The 18,196-nt window shown below is 44.7% G+C and carries 17 protein-coding genes; 2 read left to right on the forward strand and 15 right to left on the reverse strand.

Features of this window, described 5'->3' with window-relative positions:
- Nucleotides 1-30 precede the first annotated feature (30 nt).
- From GC102_RS14885 to GC102_RS14920, 8 genes are all read right to left on the reverse strand, one after another.
- Nucleotides 31-1,329: an alpha-glucosidase/alpha-galactosidase gene (locus GC102_RS14885; protein ID WP_171690236.1), complete on the reverse strand. Its 1,299-nt coding sequence runs from the start codon at nt 1,327-1,329 to the stop codon at nt 31-33.
- A 69-nt stretch (nt 1,330-1,398) separates the two neighbouring features.
- Nucleotides 1,399-2,295, reverse strand: a complete 897-nt coding sequence (locus GC102_RS14890; RefSeq protein ID WP_171690237.1) for a carbohydrate ABC transporter permease — start codon at nt 2,293-2,295, stop codon at nt 1,399-1,401.
- A 12-nt stretch (nt 2,296-2,307) separates the two neighbouring features.
- Nucleotides 2,308-3,282 carry an ABC transporter permease gene (locus GC102_RS14895; RefSeq protein ID WP_171690238.1) on the reverse strand — a complete coding sequence of 325 codons (975 nt, stop codon included), beginning with the start codon at nt 3,280-3,282 and terminating at the stop codon, nt 2,308-2,310.
- Nucleotides 3,283-3,366: 84 nt separating this feature from the next.
- Nucleotides 3,367-5,046 carry a type 2 periplasmic-binding domain-containing protein gene (locus tag GC102_RS14900; protein ID WP_171690239.1) on the reverse strand — a complete coding sequence of 560 codons (1,680 nt, stop codon included), beginning with the start codon at nt 5,044-5,046 and terminating at the stop codon, nt 3,367-3,369.
- Nucleotides 5,047-5,420: 374 nt separating this feature from the next.
- Entirely contained in the window at nt 5,421-6,446 is a 1,026-nt protein-coding gene (locus tag GC102_RS14905) for a LacI family DNA-binding transcriptional regulator (protein ID WP_246320927.1), read from the reverse strand.
- 26 nt (nt 6,447-6,472) lie between these two features.
- Nucleotides 6,473-8,263 carry a glycoside hydrolase family 36 protein gene (locus GC102_RS14910; RefSeq protein WP_171690240.1) on the reverse strand — a complete coding sequence of 597 codons (1,791 nt, stop codon included), beginning with the start codon at nt 8,261-8,263 and terminating at the stop codon, nt 6,473-6,475.
- A gap of 168 nt (nt 8,264-8,431) precedes the next feature.
- A complete protein-coding gene (locus GC102_RS14915) occupies nt 8,432-9,454 on the reverse strand; it encodes a LacI family DNA-binding transcriptional regulator (RefSeq protein WP_171690241.1) in 1,023 nt (340 codons plus the stop codon).
- Between the two features lie 142 nt (nt 9,455-9,596).
- On the reverse strand, nt 9,597-9,974 hold the full coding sequence (locus GC102_RS14920; protein ID WP_171690242.1) for a winged helix-turn-helix transcriptional regulator: 378 nt from the start codon (nt 9,972-9,974) through the stop codon (nt 9,597-9,599).
- 129 nt (nt 9,975-10,103) lie between these two features.
- On the opposite strand from GC102_RS14920, the gene GC102_RS14925 reads away from it, so the two are divergent.
- Nucleotides 10,104-11,153: a zinc-binding alcohol dehydrogenase family protein gene (locus GC102_RS14925; protein WP_171690243.1), complete on the forward strand. Its 1,050-nt coding sequence runs from the start codon at nt 10,104-10,106 to the stop codon at nt 11,151-11,153.
- Nucleotides 11,154-11,387: 234 nt separating this feature from the next.
- On the opposite strand, the gene GC102_RS14930 is transcribed toward GC102_RS14925, so the two are convergent.
- Both GC102_RS14930 and GC102_RS14935 read right to left on the reverse strand, forming a co-directional pair.
- On the reverse strand, nt 11,388-11,993 hold the full coding sequence (locus GC102_RS14930; RefSeq protein ID WP_171645744.1) for a pentapeptide repeat-containing protein: 606 nt from the start codon (nt 11,991-11,993) through the stop codon (nt 11,388-11,390).
- A 347-nt stretch (nt 11,994-12,340) separates the two neighbouring features.
- Complete coding sequence (locus GC102_RS14935; RefSeq protein ID WP_312883279.1) at nt 12,341-13,243, reverse strand: HAMP domain-containing sensor histidine kinase; 903 nt, start codon at nt 13,241-13,243, stop codon at nt 12,341-12,343.
- Between GC102_RS14935 and GC102_RS39460 the strand changes: the two genes are divergently transcribed.
- Nucleotides 13,223-13,516 carry a hypothetical protein gene (locus GC102_RS39460; RefSeq protein ID WP_246320929.1) on the forward strand — a complete coding sequence of 98 codons (294 nt, stop codon included), beginning with the start codon at nt 13,223-13,225 and terminating at the stop codon, nt 13,514-13,516. The genes GC102_RS14935 and GC102_RS39460 overlap by 21 nt on opposite strands.
- Here the strand turns inward: GC102_RS39460 and GC102_RS14940 are convergent.
- The 5 genes from GC102_RS14940 to GC102_RS14960 all read right to left on the reverse strand — a co-directional run bounded on the left by GC102_RS14940 (nt 13,479) and on the right by GC102_RS14960 (nt 17,761).
- Nucleotides 13,479-14,180, reverse strand: coding sequence for a response regulator transcription factor (locus GC102_RS14940; protein WP_171690245.1), 702 nt, complete (start codon nt 14,178-14,180; stop codon nt 13,479-13,481). The genes GC102_RS39460 and GC102_RS14940 overlap by 38 nt on opposite strands.
- Before the next feature lie 374 nt (nt 14,181-14,554).
- Nucleotides 14,555-15,229 carry a phosphatase PAP2 family protein gene (locus GC102_RS14945; protein ID WP_171690246.1) on the reverse strand — a complete coding sequence of 225 codons (675 nt, stop codon included), beginning with the start codon at nt 15,227-15,229 and terminating at the stop codon, nt 14,555-14,557.
- The gene (locus GC102_RS14950) at nt 15,229-15,801 is read right to left on the reverse strand and encodes a class I SAM-dependent methyltransferase (protein WP_171690247.1); all 573 of its coding nucleotides are present in this window, start codon (nt 15,799-15,801) and stop codon (nt 15,229-15,231) included. The genes GC102_RS14945 and GC102_RS14950 overlap by 1 nt, the downstream gene beginning before the upstream one ends.
- Before the next feature lie 380 nt (nt 15,802-16,181).
- A complete protein-coding gene (locus GC102_RS14955) occupies nt 16,182-17,405 on the reverse strand; it encodes an RNA polymerase sigma factor (RefSeq protein WP_171690248.1) in 1,224 nt (407 codons plus the stop codon).
- A gap of 5 nt (nt 17,406-17,410) precedes the next feature.
- Entirely contained in the window at nt 17,411-17,761 is a 351-nt protein-coding gene (locus tag GC102_RS14960) for a YciI family protein (RefSeq protein ID WP_171642403.1), read from the reverse strand.
- Between the last annotated feature and the right edge of the window lie 435 nt (nt 17,762-18,196).

Consider the following 18,196-nt stretch of genomic DNA (forward strand, 5'->3'; position numbering starts at 1 on the left):
ATAAAAAAAAGGGGGAATCCCCCTTTATATTTACTTGAACGAGGGAAGCCAATTTCCATGTGCTTCGATAAGTTCATCGCATAGCGCAACGGTATCGTCGATAGACAGTTCAGCAGCCGTGTGCGGATCCAGTAATGCAGCATGGTAGATATGTTCTTTCTTCCCAGTCATAGCAGCCTCAATTGTAAGTAATTGCGTATTGATATTCGTTCTGTTCAGCGCAGCGCATTGAGGTGGCAGATCCCCCACATAGGTTGGATTCACGCCACTGGAATCAACAAGGCACGGCACCTCTACGCAAGCTTCCTTCGGCAGGTTTGTAATCAAACCTGTGTTCATGACGTTTCCACCAATTTTAAACGGATTGTTCGTTTCCATCGCTTCAAAGATGTATGAGGCATATTCAAGTGTCCTCTTATGTGTCAAGTTTTTATTGCTGACAATCTCTTCACGCATCGTTTTCCAACGCTCGATTTGGTTTACGCAGCGGCGAGGATATTCGTCAAGCGGAATATTAAATCTGTCAACAAGTTCTGGATAATTCCGTTTAATAAAATACGGATGGTATTCGGCATTGTGCTCGGATGATTCCGTAATGTAATATCCGAAACGAAGCATCATTTCAAAACGAACCATATCATCATGCTTCTCTTTTTGTTTCTCGCGTGCACGTTGTTTGATTTCAGGATATAAATCGACGCCATCCTTCTTCACTTCAAGAAGCCATGCCATATGATTGATACCCGCTATTTTCCACTGTACTCCACTGTGATCCATGCCTAAATGTTCGAATATATGCGGCACACATACTTGAACGCTGTGGCATAAGCCAACTGTCTTGACACCACCATAGGTGTTCATGACATTGGTCAACACAGCCATCGGATTTGTATAATTCAAAAACAAGGCATCCGGACATACTTCCTGTATATCTTTAGCAAAATCCAGCATAACCGGAATCGTACGCAGATTGCGGAAAATTCCACCAATTCCGATTGTGTCCGCGATCGTTTGCCGTAAGCCGTATTTCTTCGGAATTTCAAAATCAGTAATGGTACATGGATCGTATCCACCCACCTGAATCGCATTGACAACATAAGCCGCCCCGCGCAACGCTTCCTTGCGATCGGAATAGGCTTTAACGACACATGTGCTCCCCAATGTCTGTTTCAAGTTATTGAGCATATTTTCCGAATCCTTCAAACGCTCTGCATCGATGTCAAACAAAGCGATTTCGAATCCTTGAAGCGCAGGTGTAAGCATGCAGTCCCCTAAAACATTTTTTGCGAAAATGGTGCTTCCTGCACCTAAGAAAGTAATTTTTGACATGTATGTTTCCTCCATATATAGGGATCTTTGAGCGCAGCTCAAAGTCTCTCATTTATTTATCAAACACAATTATCCCTTGACCGCGCCAAGCGTAAGTCCACCGACAAAATATTTTTGCATGATCGGATAGACGAAAAAGATCGGTAATGTAACAATCATCGTTAATGCCGCACGCAGTGTAGTTGGCGATAAATTTCTCAACTTCTCGCTAAGTGCTAACGGATTTCTTAACTCTTCAAACGCTTCAACTTCCAAAAGCAGCCTTTTCAAGTAAATAGGCAGCGTATCCCAGTTCCCACTTGAATTGTAGATGACCGTATCCAGCCAATAGTTCCAGTGGCTTACCGAACTGAATATAGCGATCGAAGCAAATACAGGAATCGAAACCGGGACCGCAATACGGACAAATATGCCAAGCTCGCTTGCACCATCAATTCTAGCCGATTCGTATAAGGAGTCAGGTATACTTTCCATATATGAAGCCATATACAGCATCCAAGTCGCATTAAACATGGCAGGTATCCAGTACACATTGAACGAATCCGTCAATCCGAGGCCAAGAAAAACCAAATAAGTTGGAATTAAACCGCCGGTGAAATAGATCGTTATAATAAAGATGACTTTCATCATCTTTCTTCCAGAGAAATGTTTGATCGTAACGATATAAGCCAATAGTCCAGTTGAAAGCACACAGGTAATCGTGCCGATAACTACCCGCATGATGGAAATCGATAAACTGGAAAGTAGTCTCTGATCCTGAAACAGAAACTGGTAGGCGCTAAACGATAATTTGCGTGGCCACAAATAGATGCCGCCTTTCAATGCATCGGTTCCATCATTAAATGAGAGTGCAAGCAAGTTCAAAAAAGGATACACCACAAGCAAGCCAAAAATTAATAAAACCATTACATTTAAGACATCGAATATTTTGCCGCCTAGCGATTGTTTTGAGAATGTAGTGACCATGTATGCTTCCTCCTAGTAGAGTGACGTATCCATCACTTTTTTCGTAAAGCGATTGGCCCCGAATACTAAACTAATCGCAATGATTGATTTGACTAATTCAATGGCGGTTGCAAAAGAATAGTTTCCGAGTTGAAGTCCATAAGTAAAGACGTACGTATCTAGGACTTCCGAATAGTCTCTGGTTTGCGAATTCCCGATCAAGAGAGGGGCTTCTAAACCTGCCGTAAAAATACTACCCAAACTCAGAATCCACAGTACTACAATCGTGGGACGAATAGCGGGCAGTGTAATGTGCCATATGCTTTTGAATCTGCCGAGTCCATCCACTTTTCCTGCATCGTACAGCTCCGGGTCAACACTCGTAATCGCGGACAGGTATATGATGGAGTTCCAACCGACGGCTTTCCACACACCGAGTCCCGTGATAATACCCCAGTAATATTTCCCTCCTTCACCTAGGAAGGCTATAGGTTGATCACTGAATCCGAAACGCAGCAAAAATTCATTGAAAACCCCTTCATTTCCAAATAAGGTAAAAGTAATACTCGCAATAACAACCCATGAAAGAAAATAAGGCAAGTATGAAGTAGATTGGATAAATTTACGAAAAGACTTACTGCGAACTTCATTTAGCAGTAGTGCCAGAATAATCGGCGCTGGGAATCCAAACAAAATATTCAGCCCGCCGATGGCCAGCGTATTCCGCATAATCATGGGGAAATCCGGCGATGAAAAGAACGTTTTGAAATGCAGAAGGCCTACCCACTCACTCTTGAAAACAGAAGTCCCAGGAATGTAATTCATGAAGGCTGTAATTACGCCTAACATAGGTAAATACTGCATGATAGCAATAAAGATAAGAATGGGGATGCAAAGCATCCATATTTGACGCTCTCTAATAAATCTTCTCTTAATCAATTGAAACTTTGTCTTTTTCGCCTTAGAACTTGTTCTATAGTCATTAAGTTCATGCACAGTGCTCTCCATAAGTACCTCCATATCCGATTGTTTTGATTTACTGAGACAATTCGGACAAAGGAAAGGAAGGAGTGACCCTTCCTTTCGCTATTGTTATTTCCACTCTTTTAATCTTCTTTGGTATTCATCGGTTTTATATTTCTCGATCTTATCCAAGCCTGCTGAATTCAGCTTTTCTTTCAGGGCTGCGTAATTAGTCCGGCTCTCTTCTTCCGTCTTGCTCATAACCGCTTTAGCCCACTGCGACTCAAGCAAATCTTTCACTTGCTTATCGGTTATTGCCAGCGGGTCATTTGCAGGAATTTTGATATCCCCAACGGTATTGTCATAAATCGTATCTTTCAAATTATCGTTCATCATCTTTTTCCATTTTGCATTATCGTTGAAGTTTTGATCAAACCAATATGCGCTCTTACCGTCATCCTTTGTAATGCCTTGGCTAGTAACCAGATTATACAAATCCATGCCGAGCAGATCACCAGCATCGTAATCAAACTTGGAATCGATAATCGCTTGTTTCTGTGATTCAACAAAACTGGCTTTCCCATCTTTGAAGTTCCAGATCGATTTGTCGGTATTCGGAACTCCCCAGCCGATTAATCTTGTACCGGTATCTGTCACAGAGAAGTTTAACCATTTCATAATTTCTTCCGGATTTTTGGCTTTATTCGTTATCACCGTCATACCTGTGCTTCGCGAATTCTTCCCTGACAAGTAAGCTTTATCCGCACTCGCAGCTTTTGCGCTCACTTGCATAAAACGCTTCTCTTCATTCCATTTCGGATCGCTCTTCTGCCAAACTTCGTGCCCTGCGTTCCAGCCAATCCACCATGCGCCAATGAAGCCCATAACACGATCCGTTGACATTTTAGCTTTCATGTTCTCGTACTTGTTAATAAATGTATCTGGATCGAGCAAGCCATCGCGATAAATCTTGTTCATGAAAAGCGTAAGCTCAAGACCTTCAGGCGTATTAATCCAATGCGTAATCTTTCCGTCAGCGCTGATTTTATTCCCGTCTTTCAGCCCCCACATGCCAGCCAGTGTTGGAACGATCTTTTCCGTAACCGGTGCAAAACCAGAGAGCGCGTACGTCTTTTCACCTTTATCATTCTTCGGATGCTTCTCCTGAATTTTCTTCAGTACATCATAGTATTGATCTGGCGTTTCAAACTTCGGAGTTCCAAGTTCTTTCCAGTAGTCATAACGAATATGTGCTGAGAAATCCGGGATTGGCAGTGATCCCCAATAACCTGGAAGGGCATACAATTTACCGTTCGTTAAGTATGTTTTATAAAGATCCCCTAGCTGCGTCTTTATGTTCGGCGCTACCTTGTCGATAGTTGGACCAATTTCAAGCACTTTCCCTTGTGCGACCCACTTCGCTACTGTCGCCTCATCCATATTCGCAATCACTTCGGGATAATCGCCTGAAGCAAGCATCAAATTCAGCTTATCTTCTTTCTTAGCATCAAAAGTAATTTTATTAATGTTGACGTTAAACTTCTCCAATAAGTATTTATGCATTAAATCGCTATTCTTTTTGGTCTTGTCTGGGTTGATCGCATCAGCATAATAGTAACTAAACTCAATCGGCTTACTAGGCACTTCCCAGCCAAACTCGTTCGTTGCGGCTTTTGCTGTTTCCACTTTTGATTCCGTAGTAGCTTTTGGTGTTTCTGTTGCTTTGTTATCAACCTTCTGTGTGGAGCATCCAGCAACAACACTCATCGTTAGTGCCGCAGATAACATAACTCGCAATGTCTTTTTCAAATACGACCCCTTCTTTCATTTGAATTAGTTTAAAATGATTGCGCTTTCAAAACCGTCCTTTAAGATTTCCTCCTGCATTCCAGCATATCAATTCTGTGACCATGCATTCTGTTGTAAGCAAGTTGTCTTTGCACATTTGATTGTAGAATCATTTTCTACACTTTTTATTTTACTAATAATTTTCTAAAAACACAATAGTTTTTACTAAAATATTTTAAATTTTATCTATAAATTTGATTTTATTTACTAAATAACTATTTTATTCGTAAATATTTTCAAAAAAGTAAAAATGGTAAAACGAAAGACTTACCTATTCGCTTTACCACGTCTTACCTGTTATGCGCTGACCTAACACTTTGCTCTTATTCGTTCTATCATGCTTCCGCACCACAGCTCTTTCTTACCATTAGTTTCGTTGGAATGGTTACATGCAGCGGCAGTTCTCTACCTCTCAGGCGATCAACCATCAACTTAACGGCTGTTTCCCCCATTTCTTCCATAAAAACTTTTATACTCGTTAATGGAGGAGTCACAAACGAAGCTAGTTGAATATCGTCAATACTCACGATCGCTATATCGTTAGGCACTTTATAATCGGATTCATTCACTGCCTTAAGAGCAGCAATTGCCATAGGGTCGCTGCCAATCACGAAGGCAGTAGGCACGTCTTCCGCCTCTAATGCTTGTTTCATTAGCTCATACCCAACTTCGGCGCGCCAATCACCGACAAACATAAAATTAGGATTGAATAAGTCCATTTCTTTCAAGATATCTTCAAACTCTTTTTGGCGAGTATCTGTATTGAACATTTTGCCTTCCGATGTTCGGATATAGCTGATTCCGCCTATATAACCAATCTTTCGATGACCCAATTGAAGTAAATGATCCAAAGCTTGCCTGGTCGCTTTGGACAAATCGAACATCACGGAATCAAACTCATCACTCAGCACATAATCAATGGAAACGATGTTTGGCGTGCGGGTCGATTTATTGATGATATCGATATGCACTTTTCCAATCACGATTAATCCGTCTAACTGATGGGCATCAATGTTAATATTGGATTCATCCATGAATCGGAACACCCTGCTAATGTTAATCCCGTGCTTTGCGCACTCCTTCTCGATGCCTTGGCGGATAGACAAATAGAAGGGATCCGAATATTCCATCTGCTCGGAACACCAGATCAGTAAACCAAACTTTAACTGCTGCATTTCATTTGGCTCATCTTTCTGTTTCCGCTCATTTCTGCGATAGTTCAACTTACCTGCAGTTTCAATAATTCGATGCCTTGTCTCAGCGGGTACATTGAACGTTGTATCGTTGTTTAACACCCTTGAAACCGTAGCAGAAGAAACTCGAGCGATTTTGGCGATATCTTTAATCGTGGCTATCATCATCACATACTCTCAATACATTTTTGAAGCTATTCGTAAACCGTTGCCACACCGCAAGGTGGAATATCCAAACGATGAATGCCAGCTTTCAGTTCCAAACGTTCCTTAGAAATCAATTGACCCTTACAATCTCGAACCTCTACCCATTTCGCGCCCCAATCCTCTTCAATCTCCACATAAATACGCGAATTCAACGTTCCGTTCACGAACAGAACAAGCTCGGGATGATTGCGACCTGGTTTGACAGTTACATCGCCATAGGCGCAAACAATCCTTTTATGCCCGTTATCGGCGATGACGAATGGATAGAGAAAGTCTGGATGCTGAGGTTTCAACTGGCCGTCTAACAACACATCGCGATGCTCTCTCCAAAAAGATAGCCAATAACGCACCATTTGAAGATGTTCTTCCGGTAGGCGATCCAACAGAACAGAAATTTGCGGAACGGAAAATAGCGTATTAACGATCTGCAGCGCAGAGCTTTCAACTGGTTCTTGCGGATGCCACATCACCATATCGGAATGAACAACCGTATCTCCGCTAATTAACCGGACATCGAGCGTTCTGATTCTATTTTCGATCGCATCATTCGGACAATCCGTTGCCCTAAACATGTTCCCGTATTTTCTCATTAAGGGGCCGATATAATTTTGACGGAATTCGATCATGACATCAGGCTTTATGAGTCTCAACCTGTCGATGATATTGCTCATTAAGCAGTCTACAGCCTCAGGAATTGAGATGTAATCCATCGAGCTATCTTCCTTATAAATTGTCTCTTCCGTTCCAACGAAGCTATCTACAAAATCAAGCTTAAAGCCATCAAGATCCCACTCCACCAACGCTGTTTCATACAAGTTAATAATAAATTCTCGTACATCAGGATACCGCGGATCCAGTACGCCTGTTTGCAAGCTGTCAATCGTCTTTAGCAATTTGTCTTTAAAGCGATCCCAATTCTTACTCCTGAATCCAACAAAAGGAACCGAATACCATAACAGATATTTCAAACCCATTTGATGTACACATTCAACATGAGCTTTCATATCGGGAATTTTCTCTTCACAAACTTCCCAGTCTCCGCAATAGGCATAGCCACGCGTGTTATCAGACGTTTGCCAGCCATCGTCAACAATGACGGCTTCGCAGCCTAATTGTTTGGCTAGCTTACATTCTTGCTCTATCCCTTCCGAAGTAAGCTGCTGATGGAAGCTGTACCACGTTGAATACATGGGAAGTTTAGCTGATTCAGGTACAATAGCAGGCGTATAACCGGGAAGGGAAACCCACCACTTTTGAACATCATCCAAGCATTCATAATACGCCATCTCTCTCGTGTCCAAGCGCAAAGTCGCTTCGTAAACAGACATGGGTGCACTAGGTTCAAAAAATAACTTGACCCCGCAGCGAAAAGTGGCTGTCTCCTCATTGACACCTGCTGACAAGGCTACGGAATTGAGCGCATCAGAGAAAGCGAAAGTGAGTCGGTTGCTGCCCTGTATGTTAAATAAACTAAAGACTGGCGCCGAATACGTTGATTTGGAAACGACTCCTTCTTCCCAATCCACACGAAGTCTCTTGGAACGATATGCGCTAGGGTACCAACTGCCCTGAATATCTATGCCTGGATGGTGCCAAATTAACTCGATCGTGGGCGGTTGTTGTAGGTTCTCACCTTCCAACTTGATGTGAATAAGTTCTACACCTTCCTGAACGTTCGTCCGAGTCATCGAGCCGCGAAACTGCTCGCTGCAGCCCGATAATTGAAAATGGTAAGGACCTACCTCTAACGTGCAATTGTTCAAAGCTTCATCTTTCATGTTGGCTCCTCCATTACAAAATAAATATATTTACTAAATGTTTACTCGATTTTAGCATTTAAATGATACTTTCTCAATTGTTTTTTATTCGGCATTCAGTAAATTTCAATTAAAAAAGCCATCCATCAAATCTTTACAGATCTGAGTGAACGGCTTCTTGATTCTTTTCTATTCAATTTTTGTTCCACAACTTTCACGTATGATAAGTTTTGTTGGTATGGTCACATGGAGAGGAACATCACGGCCGTTGAAACGGTCAACCAACAGCTTCACAGCCGTAACTCCCATATCTTCCGTAAGCACCCTTACGGTTGTAAGAGGAGGGGAAACGAACGAAGCTAGGGGAATGTCATCGAAGCTTACGATGGCAATCTCATCCGGCACTTTAATATCAGATTCCTGCAATGCTTTGAGCGCGGCTATAGCCATTGGGTCACTGCCAATCAAAAAAGCAGTTGGCCGATCATCCAACTCTAATGCTTGCTTCATCAAAATGTAGCCCTGCTCTGTGCGCCAATCGTCCACAAACAGGTGAGTTGGTTCGAACCATCCCTTTTCCCTCATGATCGCTTCGTATTCTTTTTGACGTACATCGATGTTATGAACTTTGCCCTCTAGCGTGCGAATATAACTGATTCCGCCAATGTAGCCGATCTTTTGGTGACCAAGCTGAAAAAGGTGATCCATAGCATGTCTAGTCGCTTTTCGCAGATCGAACATAACGGAGTCGTATTCGTCATCTAACACATAATCGATCGAAACAATATGCGGTATCTGCGTCGATTGTCTCAGCAAATCGATATGCACTTTGCCGATGACGATTAAGCCATCCAACTCCTCTGCGATATTCATATCGAAGTCATCCATGAACATCACCTTGTTAACGGTAATACCTTGCTTTGCACATTCTTTGCCGATTCCTTGACGAATAAACATGAAATACGGATCTGAGGACTCCAACTGTTCCGAGCCCCAGATAACTAATCCGATGATTTGTTTTTTTTCAGCTTCTACTTCAAGGTTCTTATTTGCACGTGATTTCGTTTTTTTATAGTCCAGTTGCTTGGCAACTTCAATAATTCGCTGCCTAGTTTCCTCAGCAACTTGCAAAGTCATGTCGTTATTTAGAACGCGTGAAACTGTGGCACTTGAAACTTGCGCTTTATTCGCGATATCCTTTATCGTTACCATGCTATCACACACTTTCGCCATTTAAATAAACAGATATTTACTAAACATTCTACAGACTAATGGCAGCAATGGCAATAATTTGACATTCCAAAAAAAACTGTGGGTTTCAGCATGATAAGTCAACCTTTCCCCTTTTGAACATTCAAACCTCTTCCCCTTGTGGCGTTCTAATTTCGTTAAGTCTGGTTTTATAAATCTCCCCCCATTCTTTCATAGATACTATGATCGGTACTAACGTCTTTCCAAAATCAGTAAGCGAGTATTCCACTCTAGGCGGTACTTCTTTATAAACTTCTCTATGAATGATCCCATCCCGCTCAAGCTCCCGTAACTGCAGTGTAAGCATAAATTGTGTAATACCCGGATTGAGACGTCGAAATTCATTAAATCTTTTCGTTCCGTCAATGAGATGATAGAGAATGATCCCTTTCCATTTCCCCCCAATGACATCCAGAGTTGTCTCCACAGGACATCCTGCCATGTTTGGGCTAGCACCGTATTTATTTCTTCGATCTCCCATTACGCTATCTCCCTCCAATGGTATGATTTTTAGTACTATATAATAAAATTATGCCTACTTCCTAAAAGTAAGTATACAACATATAATTCAAACGTACGATATACCAACTTGAAAGGAAGAAGAAAAAATATGAGTAATCACCAAAAAATGAAAGCCGTCGGCGCTTACCGATATCTCCCTATATCCGACCCGGAGAGCCTTGTTGATCTGTATATGGAAAAACCGGTTCCTACAGGACGCGATCTACTGGTTGAAGTAAAAGCCATCTCTGTCAACCCTGCCGACTTGGGTGTGCGAGAGAAAAACAACTATGAAGAAGAATCACCCAAAATTCTAGGTTGGGATGTAGCTGGTATCGTTGAACAGGTTGGACCTGAATGTCAGTTGTTTAAACCTGGAGATGAGATCTATTATGCGGGGAGTGTGGCTCGACCAGGAGGTAATAGTGAATTTCACTTGGTAGATGAACGCATTGTGGGAAACAAACCGAAGAGTTTGGATTTCGCACAAGCAGCCGCTTTACCGCTTACCTCAATTACTGCCTGGGAGGGTTTGTTTGATCGTTTAGGAATCCATCATAGCGTAGAAGAAAATAAAAATAAAAGCATACTCATTATCGGTGCAGCAGGGGGAGTAGGGTCGATAGCAACTCAACTTGCCAAATTAGCAGGTCTCACTGTAATAGGTACTGCTTCACGCCCAGAGTCAATTCAGTGGACTAAAAATCACGGGGCAGATTTTACAATCAACCACAATAGCCATTTTGCATCGCAACTCAAGAATATTGGATTTGAGGCTGTCGATTATATATTTTGCTTAAATGACACCGTACAACATTTTGCGAATATGGCAGAGGTCATAGCCCCCCAAGGTAAGATATGTTCAATCGTTCCTGCAGATAAGGCTTCTTGGGCGGGAAGCTTGGATATGGACCTACTTTTTTCTAAAAGTGTCACGTTTGTATGGGAGCTTATGTTTACCCGATCCATGTTCCATACCAAGGATATCATCAAACAACACGAGCTACTGAATGAACTGGCTGACTTAATCGATAACGGTAAGTTAACAACCACTTTAAATGAACGCCTAGAACCAATTAATGCAAAAAACCTACGTGCCGTACATGAGAAAATGGAAGCAGGTAGATCGATAGGAAAGATTGTGTTGGAGAATTTCTAACAAAGCTTCAACGAACACCGTAGTGATTATATTCCGCTGCCAGCTGTTACTTATACGGGTTCATGGACGCTCAGCAACACCAGGGGATTCGGTGATTACCAGGATGATGTGCATTACACGACGAACAACGACTATTTCCAATGTACCGATTAACGCGGACCCTGCTAAAAAACCGCCTACTGATTAGGCGGTTTTCTTCAGCTATTTTTCTCCATTAGCGAAAAATCGAGAAATTCAATCAATCTTCGCACCGTGTGAACGCAAAAAAGCAACAGCTTGTTCTCTGTCCATCCGTGCGCCTTTGACAACAAGCGTTTTAAAATCGATACCATCCATTTTAGCGCCACGCAAGTCCGCACCCTGCAATTTTGCTTTTCCAAAAATCACACTTGTCAGGTCGCAATCTCTTAGATCAGCCTTCTCCAGATTAGCATCAGAAAGATCTGCTCCATAAAAACGGACTCCTCGCATAGCCTGTTTTGCTAACCTGGCTTGTCTCAAATTTGTATAGGACCAATCCCCTTGAACCAAGGTAACACCATCCAATTGTGCGCCTGCAAAGTCTGAGCCTGTCATTTTACAATGGTTAAATTCTGAAACGAAGAGATTAGCTTCAGCAAAATTACAGTTTTCATAAGCTGATTCCGTGTGAATCGAACCATTCAACGAAGCTCCGCGAAAATTGCATTCTATGAACCGGCATTGGTTTATCGTGATTTCCTCCATCGAGCTGCTAGTAAATGTACAACGTTTAAAAGTGCAGCGAATGAGTTCGCCGTATCTTAAATCCCGCCCGCTAAAATCAACTGCCTCGTAGTGTTGATCCATATACTGAAACATACTTGCCTCCTTCAAACAAACAACAATTTAATAAATAACTCTACAAACCTCGGTTTTTATTTCTTTAATATATCACATGCGTGTCAAGCCCCCGTCTAATCTCATTCGAAAGTCAAGCGTTTTAATTTTAAGTCATCATAGAATCGCGCAGGTTCTTGATATCACTTATCGGCGGGCGTCCGAATAACGGGCGTATTCCCGGTTGAACTGGGAATCTGATTTTGACGATTCCACAGTTTAAGCATTGCCCTAATGATATTTTTTCGGGTACCTGATATATCGCGACATTGTCATAGGTCTGAGTTTTACCTCGAAATTGCGCCAGACTCATCGCCTAAGTCCGACCATCATATAAATTCATCGCTCCCATTGTACTTCGTGATTTGTGCCGTTTTCGGCAACTCAATAAAAAAAGTGAAATGCCCGTTCACATGCTTCAGACCGATTCTTCCTCCGTGCAGCTCGACGATATAGTTCGCAATCGATAGACCGAGTCCTGCGCCCGAAGGCACATCTCGATCGCGTCTGGAAGGCTCCGCCTTATAAAAACGCTCGAACAAAAGCTTCTCCTGCTCCTTGGTAACCGGGCTTCCCCAATTTTCAACCGCAAACACGATAAAATGGTCGTGTTCGGCAAGCCGAACCGTAATTTCGCCGGGCTTCAAGGAAAACTTGAGCGCATTCATGAGCAGGTTATCGATTGCCCGCACCAGCTTTTCAACATCAACATGGGCAAATAGGGGCTGTTGTTCCCAATCCTTCTTGACCGTAAGGGAGTGCTCTTGCGCGATCGGCTCGAACTCGATGATGATTTGCTCCAGGAGGCTGTTAAGGTCGATCTTCCGGAAGGTAAGATTGGCGTCGCCGCTGGTAAGACGGGTATACTCGAACAGATCGTCGATCAGCTTTTTCATTTGTTGGGTCTTGTTAAAGGCGTTATGGATGTACCGCTTGTGTTCGTCCAGGTCATGGTAGTCGTCATTTTTGAGCAGGTTCAAATAGCCGATGATGCTCGTCAAAGGCGTGCGCAAATCATGGGATACATGCGTGATCAGCTCCATTTTGGATGTCTCGATCTGGCGTTCTCTCTTCATCATGCTTTGAAGCTGCTCGGCCATGTAATTGATGTTCTGCGCGACTTCCCCCAGCTCGTCTTGGCCCGGTAAGGGCACCCGGTAATTGAGATCCCCCTTGGCGATCGCCATGAGACCGTCGGCAAGAGTTCTCACTTGCCTGACAATATGACGCATCAGGAAGAAAAATATGAGCAAAAAGCAAAACAAAAACGAGAGGAAGGAAAAGGCCGCGCCAACAAAGGAAAAAGCCGCGCCTTCAATCTTCGGTGCGATAATCTGCGGCAAAATAAATCTCAAAATGTTATTGATGAGGGACGTTCCGAAAAAAGAGACGATAAGGCTAAACAGAAGCGATCCAAGCAAACGCAGCCTGATGCTCTTTTTCCAGTTAAAGAGGGAAAAGAAGTCTCTATTCAACTTTATATCCCACTCCCCAAACCGTTTTGATAAATCGCGGTTCGCGCGGATTGTCTTCGATCTTCTCGCGAATGTTGCGCACGTGGACCATCACCGTATTGTCGGACAAAAATTTATCTTCCTTCCAAACGCTCCTATAAATTTGCTCCACATTGAACACCTGTCCGCGATGGCCGGCAAGCAGCTCCAAAATGGAGAACTCGATCGGTGTAAGAGACGCCTCCCGGCCGCGCACCGTCACGAGGTGCTTGTTTTTGTTAATGACCAGGTCGTCGATCTCCACTACGCTGTCATCGGAAGCTTTGAGCTGATGATCGGCCGCGCCGGTGAACATTTGCCTGCGCAGCTGCGCCTTGACTCTTGCGACCAGCTCCAGCGGATTGAACGGTTTGGCCACATAATCGTCCGCCCCGGTCGTAAGCCCCGTTATTTTGTCGATATCCTCGCTTTTGGCGGAGAGCATGATGATCGGAATTTTCGTCATCTCTCTAATCTTGAAGCAAGTTCTGATCCCATCCATATTCGGCATCATGACGTCCAGAATGATCAAATCAACTGATTCACGTCGCAGCAGCTCAAGTGCTTGAACGCCGTCCTCCGATTCAATAACGCGGTAGCCTTCATTTTGCAAGTAGATACGAATGACGTCGCGAATTTCCGGATCGTCGTCGGCGACTAGAACGCTTATTGTCAAGTTGGATCACTCCTAGTCCCAGGTTTGTTTGTATTTAGTTTAGCCAGCGTCTAAGACGCCGGTAAGCGTTTATCCTTGTGCGAAAAGCGGATAATCACCCACGTAACGTTGTGGACTCCGACCACATAAGGCATGACATGCCGGATGATAGGAAAAAAATAACTAATGCCTATTGCAAAGCTACCATATTTTAGGGAAATCGTCTCCGAAAAAAGAAAATACTTTTCATTTTTTTCTTGCGCATCAACCGCATCAAAACAGGTGTTCCAACATACCGACCGAGCAAGTAGCCTGGCGTCAAGCCGACGATGCCGAGTCATAGCGCAAAAAATAGCGCCGCATAACCGAATTGCTGAAGGAGCGACAGAAGCCATTCATAGTTCATGCGCGCGAGCTTCCTTTGATGTTTTGCGGTTTTCAAAACGGATTAGCTTCACGGCGAAAACAAGCGCTTCGGTCAGCAAAACGGCCCCAGCAACGTCCAGAAGCGCATGCTGTTTCACGAACAAAGTGGAGATGATGATGCTCCATGCGGCTATGAAAATCGCCGTTCGCGCTATTCGCTCAAAGCTGCAGCGATACGATGCTTTCAGTACGATGTAGCTGGCCAGGACATGAATGCTCGGAAAGCAGTTGAACGGCTTATCGGTCGCATAAACGAATTTCACAAGCCCGGTCAGCCAACCGTCGTCATTCATGAGCGGTCTGGGTACTGTCGTTTGATACGCCGCATAAATAAGGTAGCAGGAGATAAGCCCTGCGCACAAGACAATCAAGCTGCGGTAGTAGACGGCTCTATCCTTCAGGAAGAAGACGATGAACATGCCGAAAATGAACGGATACCAGATCAAGTAAGGAATAATAAAGACTGGAACGAAAGGGATCCGATTGTCCAAATCGGTCATCAGATTGCCAACATCGCCGCTGCCGTTATTCAGCAGACCGTAAAATACGTTCAAAAGCGGAATTGCAAGCAGCCAAAGAAGCGGAAAATAGGTGGCAAGCTTCGATATGACGTAGTTGTTGGCGTCGGTTTTTATCGCGTCCATCAAGCCCCCCCCCTTTTGCGGCAGACGTATACGAAAGCGGGCGGGACGTTGAGAGGGACAAAATGAACGTGCTCGATTTCGAATCGCTGGCTGAGCTGCTTCCGCATCTGCTGCGAATACTGGAAGGCGATGAACAAGCCGCCCGGCTTCAGCGTCGTTTCGATCTGGTGCATTAATTGCTCGCGCAAAGCCGGCGGAAAATTAAAAAACGGAAGGCCGCTCAAGATGCAATCGAGCCCGTCTATTCCTTCTCTCCGTAAGGCAGGCTGCATGCTGCAAGCGTCGGCATAGCAAGCGAAGTCCCGAAACCGGGCAGACAATTGACTGCGCAGCTGTAGGTCTTTTTCGAACAATAAAACCTTTGCATCATCATGCAGAACCTGTGCCAGATGTCTGGTAATGGCGCCGGTGCCCGCCCCGAGCTCGGCGACGCTCCTTACTTGGTTCCATTGAACGGGTTCGAGCATTTTTTTGGCCAGAAACACGGAGCTCGGCGCGACGCTGCCGATCTGCTTCGGCGCACTTATGAATTTATATAGAAACAACAGCTGCTCTTGCATAGCTCTAATCATGAAAGAACTCTCCTCTCGTTATCTTACGATGCATCTATCGTAACGAAACATTCTGCAGAATGAGCTAAGAAAAAAATAAAGGAATTCTGAAGAAAGTTTGAAGAAAGAGCTAACACAAAAAGCCCCTGTCCAGTCGCTTACGCAACATGACAACAGGGACTTTGATGTGGTTGAAGCGGCGGGCCGAGCTGCCCACCTTCTGAGACCAAGCCAGACTACAATTTTTTTACAGCCGATATTGAAATCGCATTCCTCAATCGCATCGTTCATGCTCTGGATACCACATATATGGCCTTCATTGCGCAGATGATCATCAGCGGGTACGGGTTATCTATGGCACAGCCGTCAACGAAATCGGCAAAGTATGACAGACCTGACAACTAACATTCTCCAGCTTGCTTCTCCAGAAACGCGCGAATGGAAGGATCCATGCACAGTCCAATGGAGCGGCTGTATGCGGCACGGGCCTCTTCGAATCTCTGCATCCGTTTGAACAAATGGGCGCTCAGCGCCCAATAAGGTTGATAGCTCTTGACCGCATCGGCCGGCACTTCTTCCAGCAGCGCCATCCCGATTTCGGCTCCACGCGCCTCAGCAACGGCTGCCGCCCGGCCGACGATTGCGCCTATCGTTGGCGCGATACGCACGAGCCCCTCGTATAGCAACGCGATCGCTTCCCACTCCGTTCGGCCAGTCCAGGCACGCTGGGCGTGCACGGATTGAATCGCCGCTTCAAGCTGGAACCGCCCGATGCGGTTCCCTTGCGCGGCAACACGCAGGCAATGCTCCGCTTCCTCGATCATCGTGACTGACCAACGAGAATGATCCTGTTCAGTTATCGGAACATAGTCACCTGCCTCATTGCGCCGCACATGGCGGCGTGCTTCGCAGTGCAGCATAAGCGCCATCAATCCCAGCGCTTCTGGTTCCCCCGGCATGAACCGTAAAATCAGTCTTCCCATGAAAATCGCTTCTTCGGCCATTCCTTTCCGGCGTGGATCTACGCCGGCCACATCATCCCAGCCGCTTCCATAGGCTGCATAGACAGCTTCAAGCACAGCTTCAAGGCGCTCAGGCCATTCGTCCTTTCCGGGCAAATCGAAAATAATGTCGTCGCTTTTCAGTTTCGCTTTCGCGCGGGTAAGGCGCTGCCCCATCGTTGCAGGCTTAACAACGAAGGCAGAAGCAATGCGGGCTGCGTCAAGGCCAAGCACGGACTGGAGCATGAGCGGTGTACGTACGACTGGATCAATTTCGGGATGGGCGCAAATAAACAGCATCTTGAGCCGTTCATCCGGAAAAGACGCTTCGAGTTCGGCCCATTGCTGCGTATTTTTCGCCATTGCGATCAAAGTCTGCTCCGCACCGGCATGCACTCGGGCATGCCGGGTACCGTCGATCAGTCTGCGCTGCGCAGCAGTAAGCAGCCAGGCCTCGGGATTATCCGGCACTCCGGTCGCAGGCCATGATTCCAGCGCGGCCAGGAAAGCGTCGGCAAGCGCATCCTCCGCTGCGGCTAGGTCACGCCAGCGCACAGCCAGAAAAGCAACCAGACGGCCGTAGGAATCACGGGCCGTCTGTTCAATCAGTTGATGAGCATGCATGGCGCTCATAATGAAACTGGATGCAAGTTAGGGCGAACCTCAACCGAGCTGCCGGGACAACGTGCTGCCCATTCCAATGCGGTGTCCAAATCTGGCACGTCGATGATCATCAAACCGCCAAGATGTTCCTTGGTTTCGGTGATCGGGCCATCCTGAACCAGCAATTCACCACCCCTGAGGCTAAGCGTGGTTGCGGTTTCGGGGGCCTCGAGACCTGCACCGTTTACAACAATGCCTGAATCGAGCATCGCTTTGACATAATGGGCCCAGCTTGCGGCATATGCCTCCTTGTGAATCGGATCGTTTCGTTTGGCGAAATCCTCCGTCGTTTCATACATTAGCAGTGTGTAATTCATGTTATTGCTCCTCTCGGCATTCATAATGGGGTGTTAGATGTCTTCAATATAATGACGATCCATATCTATGAATTTCTACATCATGCGAAATATTTTTTAAACGGCAGGTGACGCAACTCAAAGCAGCCGTTTTTTGGAGCCAAGTATTGAAATATCGTTTTAAATTATTTACCTCCGTCTGGCACTAAATACCCCCCCACTATTCCTCATGATGAATGGCTCGTATTTTCATCCTCAACTATTTGAAAACTTAAGATAAACTCCGAGAATGAATCTGCTACTAAGTAAACATTATTACATAATTCTTCTTCTGAGGGGTCAAAGTGTTATATCGTTATGAATATATTTTTTTCTTTTCAAACAAAGTATTTGATTAAAAATACTACCTTGACAGACATAGTAGTATGTCGTATTATAAAAACACGGAGGTGATGA

This window comes from Paenibacillus germinis, assembly GCF_013141785.1.
Classification (GTDB): domain Bacteria; phylum Bacillota; class Bacilli; order Paenibacillales; family NBRC-103111; genus Paenibacillus_E; species Paenibacillus_E phytorum.